Below are 20,983 nucleotides of genomic sequence, written 5' to 3'. Positions count from 1 at the left end.
GCTCAGGAATCCTGCGCGCGGGCGCGATCGACGGCTTCCGCCATGGCGGACAGCGTCGGCGTCTCCAGAAGCTCGCCATCATTCAGGTAGAGCGTCATCGCCGCGTAGAGCTCGCCGGTCACGTGCAGCACATCGAGCGAATCGCCGCCGAGATCGATGAAGTTGTCGTCGCGGCCGATCTCGTCGATCTCGAACAGCTGCGACCAGATGCCGGCCAGCAGCCGCTCCGTCCCCGTCCGCGGGGGCACGAAGGGCGGCAGCCCAGCGGGGCGGGAGGTGTCCGGCAAGGGCAGCGCCTGGCGCGCGATCTTGCCGCCGGCGGTCAGGGGGAAGTGGTCCAGCACCAGGATGCGCCAGGGCAGCATGTAGTCGGCCAGGAAGCGTCCCGCCGCCGCGCGCACCGCCATTCCATCCAGCACCAGGCCCGGCGCGGGGCGGACATAGCCCAGCAGGCGGTCGGTGCCGACGCGCGTCGGGATGCGCAGCACCACCGCATCGGCCACGCCGGGCACCTTGCGCAGCGCGGCCTCCACCTGGCCGAGTTCGACGCGGTAGCCCCGGATCTTCACCATCTGGTCGGTGCGGCCGAGATGCTCCAGCAGCCCGTCCTCATCCATCCGGCCGAGGTCGCCGCTGAACAGCAGCACGCCGCCCGGCCGATCGGGGTCTGGCCGGAAGCGCGCGGCCGTCTCCGCCGGCATCCGCCAGTAGCCGGGGGAGAGGCATTCGCCGCCGATGACGATCTCGCCCGGCGTGCGCGGTGGCAGCGGCGTGCCGTCCTCGTCCAGGATGCGGATGATGCGGTCCTCCACCGGCCACCCGACCGGCACGCCGCCATCCGGCCCTATGCGCGCCGCATCGACCTCCCATTCCGCGATGATCCCGGCCTCGCTGCTCGCCAGCCGGTTCACCACGGGGCATTGCCAGCCGAGCTGCCCCCGCATCGCGTGGAGGTCGCTGGCGCGCAGGGCCTCACCGCCGACGGTGACGCGGCGCGGCTGCCAGGGGTGGCGGGTGCGGCCGAGGATCTCCACCACCTCCCGCAGCAGGGTCGGCGTGACCTGCAGCAGCGTGATGTCCCGTTCGCAGGCCCAGGCCGTGAAGTCGGCGGCGTTGCGGTGGCGGATGTCGAAGACCTCGATCGTGGCGCCGCTCAGCAGCCCGCCGAAGATCACCGGCACCGATCCCGCATAGGCGAAGGAGGAGAGGTGGGAGACGCGCTCCCCCGGCCCGTAGCCGTGGCGGTCCGGCAGGAACCAGGCATGCCGCAGCAGCGTCCGGTGGCTGCGCACCACGCCCTTGGCGGCGCCGGTCGAGGCCGAGGTGTGGAAGATCACGCCGGGGCTGCCGGGCCCGGGCGGGGGGCGCGGCGGCGCCACCACCGGCGGCGGGCCGGCATGGATGGGAACCCCGGCCGCGCGGGCCTCGCACCAGGCGGCGCAGGATGGTTCCGTCACCACCAGCGCGGCGGTCGCCAGCAGGGCGCCGGTGCCGTCCGGCGGCGCCAGGGGGTCCACCACCATCGCGGGCACGCCGGCCTTCAGCGCGCCGAACAGGGCGACCACGGCCTCCATCCCATGCGGGAAGACCAGCGCCACCGCGCCGTCCCCCGGCAGCCCGGCGAGCCCCGCGGCATAGGCATCGCTGCGGGCATCGAGCTGCGCATAGGTGATCCCCTCCGCCCCGTCGCCGATGGCCCGCGCCTCCGGCTGCGCGGCCACCACGCGGCGGAAGCGCGCGCCGACGCTCCCTTCGATCTCCTCTCGGCCGAAGGCGATCATGGCCGCGGCGCCGCCACGAGGTCGGAGGCCGGCAGGATGCGGTCGATGGCGCGCTTCGCATGCAGCCAGGCCTGGAACCGCATCAGCCCCTCGGTGCGGACGACGCCATCGGCGGGGATGAAGGGCCAGCAGGCGCGCAGGAGCTGGTCCGCCGGCAGGCGGGTGCCGCGCGCGACGATGTCGAGGTTCCGCGCCGTCTTGCCTTCGTTGTACTGGCGCACGGCGGCGGCGAAGGCGCGGGTGAAGCGCTGGCCCAGGTCAGGCCGCTCCTCCAGCAGGCGGCGGGACAGCATCAGGCCGGTGTATTGCGCCTCCGGCAGCAATTCCTCCGCGCCCGCGAACACCCGGCCGAGCCGCGCATCGTCGAAGCGCGTCAGCCAGGGTTCCGAGGTGAAGGCGAGGTCGAGCGCGCCGGAGGCGAGCGCCGCCTGCTGCGCCTGCACGGGCATCTCGCGGTGGAGGAAGCTCAGCCGGCCGGCGCCGGGCCAGGCGCGCATCAGGTCCACCAGGAAGCCTTCGAAGGCCAGCGCATCGGCGGCGACGCTGAGCTGCCGCGCGCTGCCATCCGCCATCGCCGCCAGCGTCGCCCCCCGGCCATAGAAGGCCGCGTAGGAACAGCCGCCCGCGCCCAGCACGACGCCGGGCGCGACGTAGCGGGCGGCGCCGCCGCGCGCGATGGCGTTGAACAGGCCGGCGCTGGCCTGCGGGATCGCCGCATCCAGCTCGCCCGCCATCAGCCCGGGGATGGCCAGGTAGCTGGATTGCAGGGAGACGCGGTCGATCTCGATCCCCTCCCGCGCGAAATGGCCTTCCTCCAGCGCGATGAAGATCGGCGCCTGCGACAGGAAGGGCAGCACGGCCAGGCGGACCCTGTCCGCCGCCCGCGCGCCGGGGCAGAGCGATACCGAGAGCAGCAGCGCCAGCGCGGCCGCCCTGCCCAGGAAGAGAAGGCGCATCATGGGTTCCTTGTCCGCGGGAAGGCCGCGCCCTGGCGCCCGGACAGGCGCTGGCTGGCCATGCCGAGCGCGGCGACGATGACGAGCGTGCCGTAGAGCTGTTCCAGCCGCATGGTCTGCCAGGCCTGCCAGACGGCGGCGCCGATCCCCTCCGTCGCCGTCAGCATCTCCACGGAGATCGTGACGATCACCGCGGCATTGACCGCCAGGCGGAAGCCGGTGGCGAGCATCGGCCGGGCGCCGGGCAGGATCACGCGGCGCAGCAGCATGGCGCCGCGCGCGCCGTAGTTGCGCGCGACATCGCGCAGCAGCGGGTCGATGCCACGCACCGCGCTGGCCCCCGCGATGGCCATGGGGAAGAAGGCCGCGAGCGCGATGGGCAGGATGCGCGCCGTCTCGCCGAAGCCGAAGATCACCAGGAACAGCGGCAGCAGTGCCAGCTTCGGCAGCGGGTGCAGCCCGGCCAGGACGGGATCGAGCATCGTGCCGAGGCGGCCGGAGAGCCCCATCGCGAGCCCGAGCGCGACGCCCGCGAGCCCGCCCAGCAGCACGCCGGAGAGCAGCCTTCCGGCCGAGGCCGCGAGATGGCCGATCATCTCCCCGGACGCCAGGCTGCCCAGGCACCAGCCGAGGATGAGGGACGGCGCGGGCAGCAGCAGGGGCGAGACGCCGCCGGCCCGCGCCGCGGCTTCCCACGCCACGCCGAGCGCCAGGAGCGCGAGCAGCGCCTTCACGCGGCCACCGCCGGTCCATCCTGCGCGGCCAGCAGGTTCCAGACATGCCAGCGCAGCGCGGCGACTTCCTCCGGCTGTCGGCAGGCCAGGCGGCGGGGGCGCGGCAGCGGCACCTTCACCTCGGCCAGGACGCGCGCCGGCCGGGCGGAGAGCACCACCAGGCGATCGCAGAGCAGGATCGCTTCCTCGATATCGTGCGTGACATAGACAACGGTGCGCTGCTGCGTGGTCCAGATGTCGAGCAGTTCCTGCTGCAGCAGCAGCCGCGTCTGCGCATCGACGGCGGCGAAGGGCTCGTCCATCAGCAGGGCATCGGCCTCTCGCACGAAGAGCCGGGCGAGCCCGACGCGCTGGCGCATGCCGCCGGAGAGCTGGCCGGGGAACTGCGCCGCGAAGCCATCGAGCTGCATGCGTCGCAGCATCAGCTGCGCGCGCCGCTCGCGCTCCGCCCGCGCCATGCCGGCGGCTTCGAGACCGAAGGCGACATTGTCCAGCACGCTGAGCCACGGCATCAGCCCATCCGACTGGAAGGCCATCAGGCAGGATGGCCGCCCGGCCCCCGTGAAGCCGGGAAAGGCGATGCTGCCCGCGCTGGGTTGCCGGAGCCCCGCGATCAGCGACAGCAGGCTCGACTTGCCGCAGCCGCTGCGGCCGAGCACGCCCACGAATTCGCCCGAGCCGATCTCGAGGTCGATGCCGCGCAGCGCCTCGTTCGATCCGCGCCCGGCGGGGTAGCTGAGAGAGACGCCGCGGCACGCGATCCTCACCCGGCCTGTCCCCGCAGCATCGCGGCGACCATCGCCTGGAAGCTGCCGTCGCGCAGATGCCGGGCGATCACGTTGTGGGTCGCGATCCCGGGCGACGGCAGCAGGCGGACCGTGGGCAGCCCGGCCATCAGCTCCGCCTGCTCGCGGTCGCCATCATGGTCGGCGCCGTAGCAGAGGATCGCGCGCGGCGGGCTGGGCGATGCGGCGAAGAGCTGGCGAAGATCGGCGCTGCGGCCCGCGGTGGCGAGCTTCTGGTGATGGCGCGCCATGGCGGCCCGCATGACGGGCAGATCCGCCGGGTTGGTCGGCGTGGCGAAGCCCAGCGCGGCTTCCGCGCCGAGGTCCAGCGCGAAGCGCATGGCGCCATAGGCGCCGGCGGAATTACCGATGCAGAAGAGCCGCGATGCGCCGAGGGATCTCGCCGCCTCCCGCACCTCGTTGACCAGCCCGTCATAGTCGAGCCCGCGGGCGGGATCGCCGGCCAGGTAGTAGCTGGCGCTGAAGTCGCGCACATAGACGAGGTGGCAGCCGAAGCCGCGCAGGATGCGGTGCATGGCCTGCATCGAGAGCCAGAACCGCTGCGCCCCACCGGGGAAGCAGATGATGGCGCGGTCCGCATCCACCGGGCCGCGCGCGACCAGGATGCTGGAATAGCCGGCGAAGTCCGGGGCGTCGCTGTCGAAATCGGCGAGGATGCCGGACTTGATGACGCTGCGCGCGATGTGCAGCAGCGCGTTGGATTCCATCAGCCGGCGGACCGGCGGCGGCAGCGCCTCGGCGGCCGCGATCGCGGCCTCGAACCGCCCTTCCTCGATCAGCTGCCGGATCGCGGCGAGTTCCGGCGGCGCGCCAGCCTGCTCCCCCTCCGCCATGCGCGGCCGCTGTCCGCCCCAGCCCTGGCCTGCCGGCGGCACGCGGCGCCGGGTCCAGGCTTCCCGCGTCGCTTCCGCGTCATCCAGGCGGCCAAGCTGGCGCTGGGCATAGGCAAGCCGGCCGTACCACCAGTTCTGCGCCTGGTCGGGAAAGCGGGTGATGCATTGCTGCAGGCGGTCGATGGCGCTGTTCCAGTCGCCCCGCATCACCGCGATCTGGGCGAGGCCGATCCAGCCGGCGGCGCGGGCGGGCCAGCGTTCCCGCATCGCCTGGTACACGGCCTCCGCCTCCGCCTCCTCGGACAGCGCGCTCAGCGCCTCCGCGAGGCCCTCATGCCATTCGATGGCGTCCTCGGGTGCCGCCAGCGCCAGGCATTCGCGCCAGAGCTGGACAGCATCCGGCCAGTTCCTGGCATGCGCAGCACCCCTCGCCCGCTGAGCAAGCACACTCACGCGGGAGTCGCGCTGACCGTCCACCATGCACTCCGGAACCACGATTCTGCCGGGCGCAGAGTGGGAACCGGAGCCCGCGCGTGCCAGTCGCCTTTCGTCGAGTTCGGACGACTTTTCCCCTGTGCCTGTCGGCATCGCGCAATGATCGGCCAGCGCCGCGCGCGCGGCGTCACGGCAATGGGGAGAGAGCCCCTTCCAGCCGCGCCGCCATCGCGGCCAGCGTCGGCGCGCCGAACAGATCCGCCTCCCCGAGCGCCGCCCCGCGCTGTGCGGCGAATTGCGTCGCGATGGTCACGAGGTCGAGGGAATCGCCGCCCAGTTCGAAGAAGTCGTCGTCGCGCCCGATGAGGTCGATCGCCAGCAGGCCGGACCAGAGCGTCGCGAGAAGGGCCTCCGCCCCGGTCACGGGCGCGGCCCATGGCGGCAGTCCCGGCGGGCGACCGCGCGGCGGGGGCGGCAGGCTTCGCCGCGCGACCTTGCCGCCGGCGGTCAGGGGCAGCGCGGCGAGGATGACGATGCGCCACGGCACCATGAATTCCGGCAGCGCCGCCAGCAGCGCGCCTCGCAGCTCGAGCGGCGTCGCCGCGCCGCCGGAGGCCAGCCGGACGTAGCCGACCAGGCGCGGCGCGGGGCCGAGATCGTCCCGCGCCACCACCACCGCCTCCGCCACGCCGGGCAGCTGCCGGAGCGCGGCTTCGACGCGGGAGGTCTGCACGCGGTAGCCGCGGATCTTGACCATGTCGTCCTTGCGGCCGAGGACCTCGAGAAGCCCGTCGTCACGCAGGCGGCCGAGATCGCCGGTGAAGAACCAGCGGCAGCGCGGATCCGCGGGATCCTGCCGGTAGGTCGCGGCGGTCAGCGCCGGCTGGCGCCAGTAGCCGAGCGGCAGGTCATCGGCGACGACGACGATCTCGCCGACCTCGCCCGGGGGCAGTTCCTCCCCGGTGTCGTCCAGGATGAGCAGCCGTCGTGCTTCGGCGGCGCGCCCCGCGGGGATGACGGCGGCGTGGTCGTGGCGCCCGGGCTCCACCTCCAGCGTCGCGACGTAGCCGGCGGCATCGGTGCTGGCGAGGACATGCAGCACGCGCGGCGTCCAGCCGAGGACGTCCCGCAGCCGGTCGAGATCCGCCGGCACCAGGGGCTCGCCGCTGAACATGAGCAGCCGCGGGTTCCAGGCCGCCGGGCGGGCGGCGAAGACATCCATGAGCCGGCGCTGCAGGCTGGTCAGCGCCGGCAGGTAGTCGATGCGGCGCGACGCCATCCAGCTGCCGAGTTCGGCAACGCCACCGCCGGCGCGAAGGTCGAAGACCTCCAGCGTCGCGCCGGCCAGCAGGGCGCCGAGGAGGTGGTTCATGGCGGCGAGATGCGCGATGGAGAGCAGATGCGCCACGCGGTCGCCGGGCCGCAGGGCGTTCAGCCGCGTCGCCCGCCAGCCGAGGCGGCAGAGCGCGCGGTGGTCGATCATCACCGCCTTGGCCGGGCCGCTCGATGCGGAGGTCAGGTAGATCACGGCCAGGTCGGATCCCGCGGCTTCCGGCGGCACGGCCGGCGCGGGCACGGGAAGCTCCACCACCACCGGCACGCCGGGGGCATGGTCGCGGCACCAGGCCGCGTGGCGCGGCTCGGCCACGATCATCTGCGCGCCGGCAAGCGCCCATTCGCCGCCATCGGGCAGCGCCTGCGGATCGACGGGCATGACGGGGATGCCGGCCTTGAGGGCGCCGAGCAGCGCCACCACCGCGGCGGCGCCATGGCCGAAGGCAAGCGCCAGCGGCAGGTCCCGCCGCAGCCCGGCGAGGCGGCGCGCGACATCATCGCTGGCGATGTCGAGTTCCGCGTAGCTCATGGCGGCCTCGCCCTCGACCAAGGCCGGCGCCGCCGCCGCGCCGCGCGCGACGAGCCGGAAGCGCGCCACCAGGCTGCCCTCGGCAGCCTCCGCTTCGAACGGGATCATGCCACCGGGTCCCAGACGGCGCCCTCGATGGAGACGGGGGCGGGATCGTCGCGCAGCATCGCCTCCACCAGCGTCTCGAAGCCGCCATTGGCGAAGAACCACCGGATCACGGCATGCACCTTGACCCCCTGCGCCGCCAGGAAGCGGACGCCGGGGATGCCCTTGAGCCGGTGCGCGGCCGCCCGGTCGGCCAGGTTGTCCGATCCGTAGCAGAGGGTGACGCGCGGGCGGCGTTCCGCTTCGCGGTAGAGCGGCACCGGGTCGATCGCCAGGCCCGGCTGCGTGCGCCGCAGGCGCGGCAGGAGGCCGGGATCCGTCGTCTGGGCCTCCGGGTCGGTCACGGCGCCGAAGGCCAGCACGGCGGTGGCGCCAAGCTCGATCCCGTAGCGCAGCGCGCCGTAGCCGCCCATCGAGGTGCCGAGGCAGCAGAGGCGCGTGACGCCGAGGGCCGCGAGCTGCTGGCGGAGCCCCTCCGCGATCTCCCGGAAGCCGTTCCAGCTGCCGGCACGTTCCAGGAAGAAGCCGAGGTTGCGATCGCGCATGTAGATGAGATGGCAGCCCGCGCCGCGCAGCTTGCGATGCAGCGTGTCCATCGAAAGCCAGAAATCCGCGCCGCCGTTGGCGAAGACCAGGATGGCGGTTTCGGACGCCTCCGCATTCCGCCAGGTGATGACGGAGGCATCGGGATCGTCGAAGCGGGCGGACAGCTCCCCGGCCGGCGGCGCCACCGGCATCGCGGGCGCGCCGGCGGGGCGAAGCGCACGCACCGCATCGCGCAGCGCCGCGATCTCCCCGGCCACATGGCGGCGGACGGGCTGGCCTTCGGTGCGCGCGAGCAGCGCCAGCGCCGCTTCGCCATCGCCGCGGCGCACCGCGATCTCGGCGCGGACGACGCAGAATTCCGCGGCGCGGCCGCGCTCGTCCTCGGGCGCGGTGCTGCCCGGCGCGAGCAGCGCCTCGGGCCAGCGTTCCGCTGCCTCGTCCAGCACCGCCTGCGCTTCCTCCTCCCGCTGCATGCGCTTCAGCAGGTGGTTGAGCTGGCGGAACCATTCCGGTTCCGCGGCGGCGGGGAAGCGTCGCAGGCATTCGCGCCAGGCGGCGATCGCCTGTTCGATCTGGCGATTGGCGGAGAGCATGCGCGCCTCCGCCACCCAGCCCAGCGGCAGCTCCGGGTGGCTGTCGCGCAGCCGGCGATGCGCCTCGGCAGCCTCATCGTATCGTCGCAGCTGGCGCAGGGCCTGGGCGAGATTCGCCAGCCATTCGGGCCTGGTGCCGTGCGGGAACCGCGTGCAGCAGGCCTGCCAGGCGATCGCCGCTTCCTCCCACCGCGCCTGTGCCGTCGCGGCGGCGGCCGTGCCGGACCATCCCGCCGCGTCCTGCGGCCAGCCCTCGCGCAGCAGGCCATGCACGCGCTCCGCCTCCGCCCAGTTCGCGGCGCGGCGCAGGCTCATCGCCCAGGCCGCGAGCCAGCTGGCTGGCGCGGCGTCGCCGGCCATCTCGACCGCGCGCTGGTAGAGCGCCGCGGCATCCTGCCAACCCTGGCTTGTCGCGGCCTTCCTGGCGCGGGCGAAGAGGGCACTGGCGTCATCGAGGGATGCGGTCGCCGCGCCGCCTGGCGCCATCCGCTCCAGCGACGTTGTTGCTGATTCTGTCAGGCTTTTCATGCGCCCGTCCCCGCGTGCTGGGCGCGCGTTCTGGCACGCCGCCGGAAGCGAAGTCCATACCGGCAGGACGGCGATCCGCAAGCACTGGCCGATGGAAACGCGATGACGCGATGTGGCGCCGCGACGGAAATCGCGCGGAAGGCGAGCGCCGATCGCGCGTGGGGTGAATCGCATTCCTTGCCGATGGACAAAGCAGGGATGGTGAGGCTAGGACGCGCCGCACGACGCGCGACGGCCTGCGGGCGAGGCGCGCGTGACGGCAGCGGCGCGAGGATCGGCCGCCCCTGCCCTGGCGTTGAGAGGTTCCGGCGGAAGCATGCGACGAAGGACGATGATGGCGGCGGCCGGTGCCGCGCTGTCCGCGCGACCGGCATCCCCGGCGGTGGCGCAGGCCCGCAGTACCCTTCGCTTCGTCCCTGTGCTGGACATCAACGGATTGGATCCGATCTGGACGACCTCCATCGCCGTCCGCACGCATGGCTACCTGGTCTACGACACGCTGTTCGGCACCGATGCCGCGCGGCAGGTCAGGCCGCAGATGGCGGATGGGTTCGAGACCTCCTCCGATGGCTGCACCACCACGATCCGGCTGCGCCCGGGCCTGACCTTCCATGATGGCACGCGCGTGCTGGCCCGCGACTGCGTCGCCAGCCTGCGGCGCTGGGCGGCGCGCAACGCCGGCGGGCGCTTCATCCTGTCGGTGACGGAGGAGTTGTCAGCGCCGGATGACGTGACGATCCGCTTCCGCCTCGCCACGCCGCTGCCGATGCTGGTCCCGCTGCTTGGGCAGCTCGCCTCTCCGCCGCCCTTCATCATGCCCGAACGGATCGCGCTGACCGACCCGCACACGCGGATCACCGACCCGACCGGTTCCGGCCCGTTCCGCTTCCTGCCCGGCGAATGGGTGCCGGGCAGCCGCATCGCCTATGCGCGCTTCGAGGGCTACCAGCCCCGGCCGGAACCGCCGAGCGGCACGAGCGGCGGCAAGCGCGCCCTGCTGGACCGCGTCGAATGGCAGGTGATCGCGGATGCCGGCACGGCGGCGTCGGCGCTGCAGCGCGGCGAGGTGGATTGGTGCGAGGCCGTGCCGGCGGCGCTGCTGCCCGTGCTGCGGCGGAACGCCGATGTCGTGGTCGCGACGCTGGATCCGGTCGGCTTCCCCGTCGTCATGCGGCTCAATCACGCGCAGCCGCCCTTCGACAACCCGGCGCTGCGCCGCGCCGTCCTGGCCGCGGTGGACCAGGAGAGCTTCCTGCTGGGCGGGGTCGGCGACCCATCGCTGATCCAGCCCTGCCATCGCTTCTTCCCCTGCGGGACGCCATTCGGCGCCGGGCCGGGCCTGGCCGCGATGGGCGGGAACCTCGAGGCAGCGCGGCGGCTGGTGATGAGCAGCGGCTATGACGGCACGCCGGCCGTCATCCTGGCGCACACCACGCCGGTGCTGCACCAGATGGCGATCATCGCGGCGGATCTGCTGCGCCGGATCGGCATCGCCGTGGACCTCCAGGTCATGGACGCGCCCGCCATGGTGGCCCGGCGAATCTCGGCCGAGCCTGTCTCGCGCGGCGGATGGAGCCTCTTCCTCGTCTGGCTGGAGAGTGCGCAGGCGGAGAACCCGCTATCGCATATCGCCCTGGGCGGCGAGGGCCGGGCCGCCTGGCCGGGCTGGCCGGCCAGCGAGCGGATCGAGGCGCTGAAGCGCGCATGGGCCGCCACCACCGCCGGCGAGGAACAGCGGCGCATCGCCGCGGCGCTGGAGCAGGAGGCGCTCGAGCTGGTGCCCTATGTGCCGCTCGGGCAGTTCCGCCAGGCGACGGCGCATCGGCGCAGCCTCTCCGCCCCGCTGGGCGCCGGGTTTCCGCTGTTCTGGAACATCCGCAAGGGCTGAGGAGGGCGGCGATGGCGCAGCACGTGGCAATGGGGCGCGACCGCGCCGCCTGCCCCCTTGCGGGACGGCGCGGTGCCCGCCAGGCAACCGGGCGGGCGCGACGCATGCCCTGGGGGAGGGTCATGCTGGTGAACGATGCAATCGCGGCGCCCGGCGGCTGGCGGGACCAGGCCGCGCGGCGCCGCGCCCCGCTGCGCGATGGCAGGTGCGATGCCTGAGATCCAGAACACGCTGATCCGGATCGCGGATGCGGCGCGGCTGAGCCGCCAAGGCGTCTCCCGCGCCGTCTATGCCGCCATCTATGAGGCCGGCGCACCCTGGTGCATCGGCCGGCACCAGCCTGTCGTCGCGGAATGGGAGGCGAGCGGCGCCTTTGCCGGCGCGGTGTGCGACATCGGCTGCGGTCCGGGCGACAACGCGTTCTTCCTGGCCGGCCGGGGGCATGCCGTCACGGGCATCGACTATGTCGAGCAGGTGGTGCTGGCCGCGCGGCGGGATCCCCGCCAGGCGCAGTCACCGGTGCGGTTCCTGCAGGCCGATATCCTGGATGCCGGGCTCACCCTCGGCCCCTTCGACACCATCCTCGACAGCGGGACCTTCCACGGCTTCTCGGACGCCGAGCGGCAGCGCTACGCGGCCCGGCTGGCGGCGCTGCTGCGCCCCGGCGGGCGCCTGCTGCTGCTGGCCTTCGCGGCCGCGGAGAGCCGCCCAGGCGGGCCGCGGCGGGTCTCGGAGGGTGAGCTGCGCCAGACCTTCCCGGCGCCGGACTGGGGGATCGAGCGCATCCGCGAAGCCGCGATCGAGGCGCGCATATTCGATGGCCGCGCCGCGGCGCTGGCGGCGGAGATCCTGCGGCGCTGAGGGGCGGCGGGATGCGCCAGGGGTGATGCATGGTGAGCCCGGTGGGACTCGAACCCACGACCCCATGATTAAAAGTCACGTGCTCTACCGGCTGAGCTACGGGCTCATGCAGCGCGCGGTGCCGGGATGGTGCCGCGCGCTGGCGTGTTAGGCGTCGGCGGAGGGGGTGGAGTCAACCCCGGCGGCCGGCCCGGCATCCGCCGCCGCGGCGGCGCCGATGCGGGCGGACTTGATGCGATCGGGTTCCCGCACCATGCCGTTCGGGCCCTGGCCGCGCTTGATCTTGTCCACCACCTCGATCCCTTCGACCACCTTGCCCCAGATGGTGTACTGGCCATCCAGGCTCGGCGCCGGCGCGAACATGATGAAGAACTGGCTGTTCGCGCTGTTCGGGTTGTTGGTGCGCGCCATGCCGCAGGTGCCGCGCTGGAAGCGGGCCTTGCCGGGCGGGCTGAATTCGGCCGGCAGGTCCGGGTGGCTGCTGCCGCCGGTGCCGGTGCCCGTGGGGTCGCCGCCCTGGGCCATGAAGCCCTCGATCACGCGGTGGAAGGGCGTGTTGTCGTAGAAGCCTTCGGAAGCCAGCGCCTTGATGCGCTCGACATGCAGGGGCGCGAGATCGGGCAGCAGCTCGATCACGACGTTGCCGTCCTTGAGCTCAAGGGTCAGCGTATTCTCGGGGGCGCTCATGGGCCGGGTCTCCGATGGGGGAAAGGGGCGCGTCAGCGCACGTCGGCGGCGACGCGCATGGTGCGGATGCGATCGGGCGGGTTGGGCACCTGGCCGGACTGGCCGACGCCGCGCTTGATGCGGTCCACGGCCTCCATGCCCGACACGACGCGGCCCCAGATGGTGTACTGGCCATCGAGGAAGGAGCCGGGCGCGAACATGATGAAGAACTGGCTGTTGGCCGTGTTCGGGTCGCTGGTGCGGGCCATGCCGCAGGTGCCGCGCAGGAAGCGGGCGCGGCTGGGCGGGCTGAATTCCGCGGGCAGGTTCGGCAGCGGGCTGCCGCCGGTGCCGGTGCCCGTGGGGTCGCCGCCCTGGGCCATGAAGCCTTCGATCACGCGGTGGAAGGGCGTGTTGTCGTAGAAGTTGCTGCGCGTCAGCGTCTTGATGCGCTCCACATGGCGCGGCGCCAGTTCCGGCTGCAGCTGGATGGTCACGCGGCCATCCTTCAGCTCCATGAACAGCGTGTTCTCGGGGTCCGTCGCGGGCGGCGTGCCCTGGTTCGTACCCTGGGCGGCGGCATCGCGCGGCAGGACCAGCGCGGGGGCGGCCAGCAGGCCGGCGGCGGCAAGCAGCGCCTGCCGGCGCGCGGGATGGAAGGTCATTCGGCGGCTTCCTTGCGGCTGCGCACGCGGGCCAGCGTGCGGTCGAGGGTCAGCGGCGGGACGAAGGAGGACACGTCGCCCCCGAGCGTCGCCACTTCCTTCACGAAGCGGGAGGAGATGAACTGGTTCGTCTCACTGGCCATGAGGAACACGGTTTCAACGTCTGGCGCCAGGCGGTGGTTCATTCCCGCCATCTGGAATTCATAGTCGAAGTCGGAGACGGCGCGCAGCCCCCGGATGATCATCTTCGCGCCGGATTGCCGCGCGAATTCCACCAGCAGGCCGGTGAAGGGCACCACCACCACTTCCGACCCGACGCGGGCGGCGATCTTGTCGGTCTCCGCCTTCACCAGCTCCACCCGTTCATCCAGCGGGAAGAGCGGGCCCTTGCCGGCATTGATGGCGACGCCCACCACCAGCCGGTCCACCAGCCGTGCGGCGCGGTCCATGACGTCCAGATGCCCGTTCGTCACGGGGTCGAAGGTGCCGGGGTAGATCCCGACGCGAAGCTCAGGCATCGGCGGTTCCTTCCCCCGTGGGCGTCTCGGCGGCGTTGTCGTCGCCCGTCTCCGAACCCGGCGTCTCCATGACGGGGAAGCAGGAGGTGACGCGCTCATTCTCGTTCAGGCGCAGCAGCGTGACGCCCATGGCGGAGCGGCCGGTGACGCGCACCTGGTCCGCCGGCAGGCGGATCAGGCGGCCGCCATTGGTCACCAGCATGACGCCATCGCCCTGCCGCACGGCGAAGGTCGCCACGACCTCCCTCCCCGTCCGCGCGGAGAGGGTGATGTTGGTGATCCCCTGCCCGCCCCTTCCCGTCACGCGGTATTCGTAGGCGGAGCTGCGCTTGCCGAAGCCGCGGTCGGTGACGACCAGCAGGATCTGCTCGAGCCCCTCCATCTCCTGCAACCGGGCGTCGGAGACGTCATGGGCGGCGGCGGGGGTTTCCTCGCCCTCCTCGGCCGGCGCGGGGGCCTCGGCATCGGCGGAGACTTCCTCACCGGCCGCGCGGCGCTTCTGGGCGCTGTAGCGGAGATAGGCGGTGCGGTCGTCCTGGTCCGCCTCCACATGCGTCAGCACGGCCAGGCTGATGACGGCATCGTCACCCAGCAGGCGGATGCCGCGCACGCCGGAACTGTCGCGGCCCGCGAAGACGCGCAGCTGCTCGGCCTCCGCCTGGAAGCGGATGCAGCGGCCGTTGCGGGTGGCCAGCATCACGTCATCGCCTTCGCGGCAGGTGGCGACGCCGATCAGGCTGTCGCCCTCGTCCAGCTTCATGGCGATCAGGCCCATGGCGCGGACGTTCTTGAAGTCGCTCAGCTTGTTGCGCCGGACATTGCCCTGCTTGGTGGCGAAGACGAGGTGCAGGTTCTCCCACAGCCCTTCGTCCTGCGGCAGCGGCAGCACGGCGGTGACCTGTTCGCCATCCTGCAGCTGCAGCACCTGGCGCAGGCTGCGGCCCTTGCCGGTGGCGCCGCCTTCCGGCAGCTGCCAGATCTTCTCCCGGAACGCCATGCCGCGGCTGGTGAAGAACAGCACCCATTGGTGCGTGTGGGCGACGAAGCTGCGGACGACGATGTCGTCCTCCCGCGTCGCGGCGCCGCTGCGGCCGCGGCCGCCCCGGTTCTGGCTGCGGAAGACGTCGAGCGCGGTGCGCTTGACGTAGCCATCCCGCGTCAGGGTCACGACCATCGTGCCCGGCTCGATCAGGCTTTCGTCGTCCTGGTCGGCGAAGCCGTCCACGATCTCCGTCATGCGCGGCGTCGCGATCTGGGCGCGGACGGCGAGCAGTTCCTCGACCATCACCTCCTGCCGGCGGATGGCGGAGGCCAGGATCTCCAGCAGCCCGCGGATGGTGGCGCCCACCTCGCCCAGCTCGGCGTTGATCTTCTCCCGCTCCAGCCCCGTGAGGCGCTGCAGGCGCAGCGCGAGAATGCCGTTGGCCTGTTCCTCCGTGAGGCGGACGGTGCCCTCGGGGGAGATGACGTTGCGGTAGTCATCCACCAGGTCGAGCAGCACGCCGACATCGCCCGCCGGCCAGTCCCGCGCCATCAGCGCGGCGCGGGCGGCATTGGCATCCGCGCTGGCGCGGATCACGGCGATGACCTCGTCGATATTGGCGACCGCGATGGCCAGGCCGATCAGCTGGTGGCCGCGGTCGCGCGCCTTGGCCAGGCGGAAGCGCGACCGCCGCTGGATCACCTCGTCCCGGAATCGGATGAAGGCGCGGATGGCGTCCAGCAGCCCCATCTGGCGCGGCCGCCCCTCGTCCAGCGCCACGAAGTTCACGCCGAAGGAGGTCTGGAGCTGGGTGAAGCGGTAGAGCTGGTTCAGCACCACCTCCGGCGTCGCGTCCTTCTTCAGCTCCACCACCACGCGCAGGCCGTCGCGGTCGCTCTCGTCGCGCAGGTCGCTGATGCCCTCGATCGCCTTGGCGCGCACCAGCTCCGCGATCTTCTCGATCAGCGTCGCCTTGTTCACCTGGTAGGGGATCTCGGTGACCACGATCATGGAGCGGCCGCCGCGCATCTCCTCGATCGTCGCGCGGGCGCGCAGCGCGATGGAGCCGCGCCCGGTCTCGAAGGCCGAACGGATGCCGGCGCGGCCGAGGATCAAGCCGCCGGTCGGGAAATCCGGCCCCGGCATGATCTTCATGACCTCCTCGAGCGTCGTCGCGGGCTCCCGGATCACGGCCAGCGTCGCGTCGATCACCTCCCCCGCATTGTGGGTCGGGATGTTGGTCGCCATGCCGACGGCGATGCCGCCGGCGCCGTTCACCAGCAGGTTCGGGAAGGCGGCGGGCAGCACGCGCGGTTCCTGCGCGGACTCGTCGTAATTGGCCTGGAAATCGACCGTATCCTCGTCGATCCCCTCCAGCAGGGCTGCGGAGGCGCGGGCCAGGCGGACTTCCGTGTAGCGCATGGCCGCGGGCGGATCGCCGTCCATGCTGCCGAAATTGCCCTGCCCGTCGATCAGCGGCACCCGCATGGAGAAGGGCTGCGCCATGCGCACCAGCGCATCGTAGATCGAGGCGTCGCCATGCGGATGATACTTGCCCATGACGTCGCCGACGACGCGGGCGGACTTCCGGTGCGGCTTGTCATGGGTGTAGCCGGCCTCGTGCATCGCGTAGAGGATGCGGCGATGCACCGGCTTCAGGCCGTCCCGTGCATCGGGCAGGGCGCGGGAGACGATGACGGACATCGCATAGTCGAGGTAGGAGCGGCGCATCTCCTCCTCGAGGCCGACGGGGGCGATGTCGCTCCCGGGCTTCGGCGCGTCCGGCGGTGTCGGCAGGTCGCTCAACGTGGCATCCTTGTGGCGGTCCCGGGGGGATGCCCCGGGCAGCGTTCGGTGGTCCGTGGAGGGGATTAGGCGCTTCCCGGGCATCCGGGAAGGTGGCCCCCCTGGGAAGGCCCGGAACGGCCCTTCCCGGGACTCGCCCGGATACCCGTAACCCCTAGCATGACCGGCATTTTTGCGCCAATCGCCCCGCCCGGCGGGTGGCGGGCGCGGCCGGGCTTGCGGGGCGGCCCAGGCTGCCGGACACTCGGCCCGAGGGAAGGAAGACGCCGTGACCAGGAGGTCCGACGCCATGCCCCCATGCCGCCTTCGCCGGCTGCTCGCCCTGGCCCTGCTGGGCGCGGCCCTGGCCGCGGTGCCCGCCCAGGCGCAGCCGGGCCCGCAGAACCTGCGAATCGCGCTGCGCGAGGATCCGGACATCCTGGACCCGACTCTCGCGCGCAGCTTCGTCGGCCGCATCGTCTTCGCCGCGCTCTGCGACAAGCTGTTCGACATCGACGAACGCCTGGGCCTGGTCCACCAGCTGGCCGCGGCGCATCGCTGGGATGATGCGCAGACCCTGACGATAAGCCTGCGCCCCGGCATCGTCTTCCATGATGGCGAGCCCCTGGATGCCGAGGCCGTGCGCCATTCCCTGCTGCGCCACCTGCGCCTTCAGGGCAGCTTCCGCCGGGGCGAGATCGCGGCGCTGAACGCGGTGGAGGTGATCGACCCGCTGACGGTGCGGCTGCGCCTTTCCGAACCCTCCTCCCCCTTCATGAGCCAGCTGACCGACCGCGCGGGCATGGTGATGAGCCCCCGCGCGGCGGAAGCCGCGGGGCGCGACTTCGGCCGCAACCCCGTCTGCGCCGGGCCCTTCCGCTTCGTGGAGCGCGTGGCGCAGGACCGGATCGTGGTGGAGCGTTTTCCCCAGTACTGGGATGCCGCTCGAATCCACATCAACCGCATCACCTACCTGCCGATCCCGGACAGCAATGTGCGCCTGGCCAACCTCCGCTCCGGCGTGATCGAGGTGATCCAGACCATCGATCCCGGCGACATGCCCGCGCTGCGCGGCGACCGGCGCTTCGCGCTCAGCGTCTCCGACGAACTCGGCTACCAGAGCATCCACTTCAATGTCGCGAACGGGCCGCGCGCGGCACATCCGCTGGGGCGGGACGCCAGGCTGCGGCGGGCCTTTGATCTCGCGATCGACCGCGCGGCGCTGGACCAGGTGGTGTATGGCGGCGCGCAGACGCTGACGGCGCAGGCGGTGCCGCCCTCCTCCCCCTTCCACATCGCCGCCATCCGCCCGCCGGCGCGCGACATCGCCGCCGCCCGGGCGCTGGTGCGGCAATCCGGCGTGGCGACGCCGATCCCGATCGAGCTGATGGTCCCGAACAACCCGGAACTCCGCCAGGTCGGCGAGGTGGTGCAGGCGATGGTGCGGGAGGCCGGCTTCGACCTGCGCATCCGCGCGGTGGAATTCGCCACCAGCCAGCAGGTCGCGCTGCGCGGGGAATTCGAGGCCTATCTCCAGGGCTGGTCGGGCCGCACGGACCCCGATGGCAACCTCTGGAACTTCCTCCATTCCACCGGCCCGGTGAATGAGGGCCGGTATGCGGATGCGGAGGTGGATGCGGCGCTGGAGGAGGCGCGGCGCGTCTCCGGCCTGGAGGAACGCCGCGCGCTCTATGAACGCGTCTGGCGCATCGCGGTGGAGCGCGACCGCCAGCGCCTGTACCTGTGGCACCGCAAGAACATCGCGGTGCATGTGGCACGGCTGCGCGGCATGCGCGCCGTGCCGGATGGGCTGATCCGCGTGCAGGATCTGCGGCTGGAGTGAGGGGGGCTAGGCCGCCCCCTCCACCCAGCCGCCGCCCGGCACGCGCCGCCGGATGACACGGCCTTCCTCGGCCAGGGAATGCAGGTGCAGCCAGCCATTCTCGACGAGGTCGCGCACCCCCTGGTGCTTCGCCATCACCGCCTCCATCGCCGCCTCCGGCGCCGCGATGAAGACGGAAAGCCGCAGCGGCTCATGCACGAAGCGATCGCCGTCATGCACGGATTGCCAGGGCAGGCCGGCGCGCAGGTCGCCCGCATTGCCTTCCAGCACGCCGAGCTGCCCGATGACGTTGTGCAGCACCTTGTTGCCGCTGCCGAAGGCGTCGTTGTTCACGGTGGAGCCGAAATACTGGAGGTTGATCCAGGAGGCGACGACCAGCGGCGCCGTCATGATCAATTCCAGCACCGCGCCGCTGTCGTCCTGCGCGGCTTCGTAGTCATGCAGGAAGGCGCGGCCGCCCAGCGCCAGGCCGCGCGTCACCTCGCGCGGCGCGGCGATGAAGGCGGCATTGCCGGCCAGGCCCCATTCGGGCCGGACCTCGGACCAGTCCCGGCTGCGGGCGGTGATCCTGGCGTCCACGTCCATGCTGGCATCCAGGCCCAGCAGCACGGCGCGTTCCATCCGCGCCAGCGCCCCGGCGCGGGCCAGCGCATCCTTCAGCCGCGCCAGGTCGGTGGCGTGGCCGGGGGGCACCGCCTCCTCCCCGAAGATGGTCACGGCATCCGTCGTGGTATCGTGCAGCGCGGGCAGGAACCAGGTGTCGGCGGGGATCTGGATGCCCTTCCCCGCCAGGCCGGTCCGCACCGCCGGGTCGTTCAGGATGGCGGCGGCGATCCGCGCATTCGCCTCCCCGGTCTGGCCGCCGCAGGCGCCGCAATCCAGGCCCGCGGCATGCGGGTTGTTGACCGTGGTGCTGCCGTGGCCGGCCAGCAGGACAAGCCGCGCGAAGGTGGTGCCGGCCCCGACGGAGGCAAGCGACATGCCCTTCAGCACGGCCTCCGCCATCGCCAGGCGCTGCGCATCGTCGAAGCCGGTCAGCCGGCCCGCTTCCTCCCGCGCCTCGATCCGCGGGCCGAGCCGCGCCGCCGTCGCGGCATCCAGCGCCGCATCGCGGGGATGCGCCACGGTGCGCGTCAGGCCCAGGCTGTCGGAGGCGATCTTGGCGCCGAACAGCAGCCCCGCCGTCTCCACATGGGTGAAGGAGGAGACGGCGGAGCGCTTGAAGCCCTTCCAGGCGCGCTCCGCCCGCTGCCGCAGGCGCCGCAGCGCGTGCAGGCCGCCTTCCTCCGCCGGCGTCGCGCCCTGCACCGCCTCGCACACCGTGAAGGCGGGCTTCAGCAGCACCGGGCAATGCGCGGCGCCCCGCGTGCGGCCGAAGGGGACGTATTCGATGGGGAAGCCGAAGAAGCCGGCGAAGCCGATCGTCTCCGCGCCCGGCATCGCGGTTTCCAGCGCCCGGCGGAAGACCTCCGACCGCACATCGATGCAGAAGGCGGCCTGGATGGCCGGCCGGCCCGGCAGGCGCAGGGGGCGGGAGGCCGCATGGCCGCTGAGCCGCGCGACCAGCCGCCGCCGGGCCGCTTCCTCATAGGCTTCATGCAGCAGCAGGTCCGTCGCCAGCTCGGCATCCAGGCCGAGCTGCCCGTCCTGCGGCGCGGAGGCGGCGGTGGCGATGGCATGGGTCCAGGCGCGCCGGAACCGCCCATCCTGCGACCGCGCCTGGAACAGCCCGTAGCCCCAGGCGATGCGGATCGCGAGCAGGCCGACGAGCGACCCATCCTCCCGCCCCTGCTGGGCCGCGACCCAGCCGAGATGCCGCGCATAGGCGGCCCAGCCACGGATGTCGAACAGCGCCCGGTGCAGGTAGTCCGCCCGCGCGCGCTCCGGGATGCGCAGCCCCGCCAGCACGGCGCCGATCGCCTCCACCGGGTCGCAGGGCAGCGCCAGGATGGCGGCGCGGAAACCGGCGATGCCCATCGCCTCCGGGTTCCGGTCATGCCGCGCGGTGGCCCGCCAGGCGGCATAGGGCGAGAGGTGCCGGATCGGCAGCCGCCAGCTGGCCTGGCCCTCATCGAAATAGGCGCCGCACCAGCGGGATATCTCGTCGATCATGAAGCGGGTGCGCGATGCCTCCCGGTCCCCGCCGGAGAGGCTGTCCAGCACCTCCGCCACCGTGGCGACGGCGGCGGGGTGGCGGGCGCCGGGCAGGGTCTGGTCCCAGCTGCGTTCCTGCGAGGCGGCGGCGCGCAGCGCGGCCACATCCGTGGGCGCGCCGGGAATGGCGGGGGCGGCGCGCAGCGCGGCCAGCAGCGCCGCATCGTCGATCTCCCCCCGGGCGAGCGCATCCCGGTAGAAATCCCGCGGCATCAGCATGTCCACCCGCGCGACGCGGCGCATGGTGGCGCAGGTGGCGGCGAAGCCCTGGCCGGTGAAGCCGAGGAAGGGGTTCACCGCGACGAAGCCGCGCAGCGGCCAGAGCGGCGCGATCCGCGCGCAGGCCTCATGGATCGCGGCTTCCAGCGCCAGGCGATCGGCGGCCGGGCTGGCGGCGACGGGGGCGAGCTGGATGGGGTTCTGGATGGTCATGGCGTCGG

At 72.6% G+C, this 20,983-nt stretch carries 15 protein-coding genes and 1 tRNA gene; 3 read left to right on the top strand and 13 right to left on the bottom strand.

The window, feature by feature from the left end; translation table 11 throughout:
- Positions 1 to 2: 2 nt before the first annotated feature.
- From JJI54_RS23065 to JJI54_RS23035, 7 genes are all read right to left on the bottom strand, one after another.
- Positions 3 to 1,781 (bottom strand): non-ribosomal peptide synthetase, encoded by a 1,779-nt coding sequence (locus tag JJI54_RS23065; RefSeq protein WP_203075579.1) that lies wholly within the window; start codon positions 1,779 to 1,781, stop codon positions 3 to 5.
- Positions 1,778 to 2,740, bottom strand: coding sequence for an ABC transporter substrate-binding protein (locus JJI54_RS23060; RefSeq protein ID WP_203075577.1), 963 nt, complete (start codon positions 2,738 to 2,740; stop codon positions 1,778 to 1,780). Before JJI54_RS23060 ends, JJI54_RS23065 begins: the two co-directional genes overlap by 4 nt.
- On the bottom strand, positions 2,737 to 3,471 hold the full coding sequence (locus JJI54_RS23055; RefSeq protein ID WP_203075576.1) for an ABC transporter permease: 735 nt from the start codon (positions 3,469 to 3,471) through the stop codon (positions 2,737 to 2,739). Before JJI54_RS23055 ends, JJI54_RS23060 begins: the two co-directional genes overlap by 4 nt.
- Positions 3,468 to 4,238: an ABC transporter ATP-binding protein gene (locus JJI54_RS23050; RefSeq protein WP_203075574.1), complete on the bottom strand. Its 771-nt coding sequence runs from the start codon at positions 4,236 to 4,238 to the stop codon at positions 3,468 to 3,470. The genes JJI54_RS23055 and JJI54_RS23050 overlap by 4 nt, the downstream gene beginning before the upstream one ends.
- The gene (locus JJI54_RS23045; RefSeq protein ID WP_203075571.1) at positions 4,235 to 5,563 is read right to left on the bottom strand and encodes a hypothetical protein; all 1,329 of its coding nucleotides are present in this window, start codon (positions 5,561 to 5,563) and stop codon (positions 4,235 to 4,237) included. Before JJI54_RS23045 ends, JJI54_RS23050 begins: the two co-directional genes overlap by 4 nt.
- Positions 5,564 to 5,732: 169 nt before the next feature.
- Positions 5,733 to 7,517, bottom strand: a complete 1,785-nt coding sequence (locus JJI54_RS23040; RefSeq protein WP_203075569.1) for a non-ribosomal peptide synthetase — start codon at positions 7,515 to 7,517, stop codon at positions 5,733 to 5,735.
- Positions 7,514 to 9,181, bottom strand: coding sequence for a tetratricopeptide repeat protein (locus tag JJI54_RS23035; protein WP_203075566.1), 1,668 nt, complete (start codon positions 9,179 to 9,181; stop codon positions 7,514 to 7,516). The genes JJI54_RS23040 and JJI54_RS23035 overlap by 4 nt, the downstream gene beginning before the upstream one ends.
- 436 nt (positions 9,182 to 9,617) lie before the next feature.
- On the opposite strand from JJI54_RS23035, the gene JJI54_RS23030 reads away from it, so the two are divergent.
- Together JJI54_RS23030 and JJI54_RS23025 are read left to right on the top strand one after the other, a co-directional pair.
- The gene (locus tag JJI54_RS23030; protein ID WP_226382027.1) at positions 9,618 to 11,069 is read left to right on the top strand and encodes an ABC transporter substrate-binding protein; all 1,452 of its coding nucleotides are present in this window, start codon (positions 9,618 to 9,620) and stop codon (positions 11,067 to 11,069) included.
- A 210-nt stretch (positions 11,070 to 11,279) separates the two neighbouring features.
- Entirely contained in the window at positions 11,280 to 11,930 is a 651-nt protein-coding gene (locus JJI54_RS23025) for a class I SAM-dependent methyltransferase (RefSeq protein ID WP_203075560.1), read from the top strand.
- Positions 11,931 to 11,960: 30 nt separating this feature from the next.
- On the opposite strand, the gene JJI54_RS23020 is transcribed toward JJI54_RS23025, so the two are convergent.
- From JJI54_RS23020 to gyrA, 5 genes are all read right to left on the bottom strand, one after another.
- Positions 11,961 to 12,036, bottom strand: a tRNA-Lys gene (locus JJI54_RS23020).
- A gap of 41 nt (positions 12,037 to 12,077) precedes the next feature.
- Positions 12,078 to 12,617, bottom strand: coding sequence for a peptidylprolyl isomerase (locus JJI54_RS23015; RefSeq protein WP_203075556.1), 540 nt, complete (start codon positions 12,615 to 12,617; stop codon positions 12,078 to 12,080).
- Positions 12,618 to 12,649: 32 nt separating this feature from the next.
- Entirely contained in the window at positions 12,650 to 13,114 is a 465-nt protein-coding gene (locus JJI54_RS23010; RefSeq protein ID WP_456305613.1) for a peptidylprolyl isomerase, read from the bottom strand.
- Between the two features lie 143 nt (positions 13,115 to 13,257).
- Positions 13,258 to 13,779: a pantetheine-phosphate adenylyltransferase gene (gene coaD / locus JJI54_RS23005; protein WP_203075551.1), complete on the bottom strand. Its 522-nt coding sequence runs from the start codon at positions 13,777 to 13,779 to the stop codon at positions 13,258 to 13,260.
- On the bottom strand, positions 13,772 to 16,567 hold the full coding sequence (gyrA, locus tag JJI54_RS23000) for a DNA gyrase subunit A (RefSeq protein ID WP_226382026.1): 2,796 nt from the start codon (positions 16,565 to 16,567) through the stop codon (positions 13,772 to 13,774). Before gyrA ends, coaD begins: the two co-directional genes overlap by 8 nt.
- A 289-nt stretch (positions 16,568 to 16,856) precedes the next feature.
- Between gyrA and JJI54_RS22995 the strand changes: the two genes are divergently transcribed.
- Positions 16,857 to 18,389, top strand: coding sequence for an ABC transporter substrate-binding protein (locus JJI54_RS22995; protein WP_203075545.1), 1,533 nt, complete (start codon positions 16,857 to 16,859; stop codon positions 18,387 to 18,389).
- Between the two features lie 6 nt (positions 18,390 to 18,395).
- Here JJI54_RS22995 and JJI54_RS22990 read toward each other — a convergent pair whose 3' ends face one another.
- Entirely contained in the window at positions 18,396 to 20,975 is a 2,580-nt protein-coding gene (locus JJI54_RS22990) for a YbcC family protein (protein ID WP_203075542.1), read from the bottom strand.
- Positions 20,976 to 20,983: the final 8 nt, after the last annotated feature.

It is taken from the genome of Falsiroseomonas ponticola, from assembly GCF_016805305.1.
Classification (GTDB): domain Bacteria; phylum Pseudomonadota; class Alphaproteobacteria; order Acetobacterales; family Acetobacteraceae; genus Falsiroseomonas; species Falsiroseomonas ponticola.
The sequence above is the reverse complement of the archived record's forward strand: the minus strand, read 5'-3'. Positions and strand labels throughout refer to the sequence as shown.